This is a genomic window from Streptomyces sp. NPDC048417, from assembly GCF_040651615.1.
GTDB lineage: Bacteria > Actinomycetota > Actinomycetes > Streptomycetales > Streptomycetaceae > Streptomyces.
On the sequence record NZ_JBEZKI010000085.1, the window covers coordinates 1 to 1,814 of the forward strand.

Here is a 1,814-nt window from a genome sequence, read left to right on the forward strand (position 1 = left end):
ACTACCCTCACCGTGTTTTGTTTATTTTTTTATATCAAAAATAACGTCTACGCGGGGGGGGGGTGGTCTAATGGGGGGGGCGGGCGGGGTCACCCTGCGCGCAGGGTGACCGGGCCGTCGGGGGCGAGGGGCGTCAGACCGCCGTCGCCGGGAACGTCGGGTACTCGACGCCGGAGACGTGCTGGACGACCCGGACCACCTGGCAGGAGTAGCCGAACTCGTTGTCGTACCAGAGGTAGAGGATCGCGTTGTCGCCCTCCACCTTCAGGGCGCCGGCGTCGACGATCGACGCGTGGCGCGAGCCGATGAAGTCGCTGGAGACCGCGTCCGGGGCGGTGATGAAGTCGATCTGGCGCCTCAGCGGCGAGGTCAGCGACACCTCGCGGAGGTAGTCCAGGACCTCCTCGCGGGACGCCTCGCGGGCCAGCTGGAGGTTGAGGATCGCGATCGACACGTCCGGCACCGGGACCCGGATCGAGCTGCCGGTGATCCGCGCCTTGAGGTCGGGCAGCGCCTTCGCGACGGCGGACGCGGCACCCGTCTCGGTGATGACCATGTTGAGCGGCGCGGACCGGCCGCGACGCTCCGACTTGTGGTAGTTGTCCAGCAGGTTCTGGTCGTTGGTGAACGAGTGGACGGTCTCCACGTGCCCGCGCAGCACCCCGTACTCGTCGGCCATCGCCTTGAGCGGCGGCACGATCGCGTTGGTGGTGCAGGACGCGCAGGACAGGATCTGCTCGTCCGGCTTGATGGTGTCGTGGTTGACGCCGTGCACGATGTTCGGGACGTCGCCCTTGCCCGGCGCGGTCAGCACCACCTTCTCGATACCGGGGCGCAGGTGCTCGGACAGGCCCTCGCGGTCCCGCCACTTGCCCGTGTTGTCGATGAGGATCGCGTTCCGGATGCCGTACGCCGTGTAGTCCACCTGGGACGGGTCGTCGGCGTAGATCACCTTGATCTCGTTGCCGTTGGCGAGGATCGTGCTGTTCTCCTCGTCGACGGTGATCGTGCCCTGGAACTGGCCGTGGATGGAGTCGCGGCGCAGCAGCGAGGCGCGCTTCACGATGTCCTGGGCTCCGCCGCCGCGCACCACGATGGCCCGCAGGCGCAGCCCGTTGCCGGAGCCGGACTTCTCGATGAGCAGCCGGGCGACCAGGCGGCCGATGCGGCCGAAGCCGTACAGGACGACATCGCGCGGCTCGCGCTGCTCGATCTTGTTGGCGCCGCTGGCCCCGGCGACCGCCTCCGCGGTGAACGCCTCGACGTCCAGGCCCCGGTCATCGGCCTTGTAGGTCGCGGCGAGCATGCCGATGTCGATCTGGGAGGGGCCGAGGTCGAGCGTGGTGAGCGCCCGCAGGAAGGGCATCGTCTCGGTGACGGAGAGTTCGGCGCCGGCTATCTGACGGGCGAACCGGTGCGTCTTGAGGATGCTGACCACCGACTTGTTCACCAAGGAGCGGCTGTGGAGGAGGACCGTCACGTCCCGCTCCCGGTGCAGCTTCCCGATGATCGGGATCATCGACTCCGCGATCTCCTCGCGGTTCTTCCAGTTGGTGAACGAGTCGTCGTTGACAGTCACAGATCTACTCTCGATCGAGCTAGGCGGCGCTCATATGCTAAACCGGCCGGTCAATGATCGATCAAGGGGGTCCCGGTGTGATGTGGGCCGTCCTGGTGTGACGTCGGTCGCGGCACTCTGAACCGGTGCGGGACCGGGTCATGGCGGTGGCCCGGGCAACCCTGCGCCCGGGTGCCTTCTGCGCGGAAAAGAGCCGGTGGGGGGGGGGTCGGGTGGGTGTTGGGGGGCGCCCGCC

At 67.8% G+C, this 1,814-nt stretch carries 1 protein-coding gene; it reads right to left on the reverse strand.

The features are described 5' to 3' along the window. Window positions 1-133: 133 nt before the first annotated feature. A complete protein-coding gene (locus tag AB0D59_RS51060; RefSeq protein WP_362580065.1) occupies window positions 134-1,579 on the reverse strand; it encodes a glyceraldehyde-3-phosphate dehydrogenase in 1,446 nt (481 codons plus the stop codon). Between the last annotated feature and the right edge of the window lie 235 nt (window positions 1,580-1,814).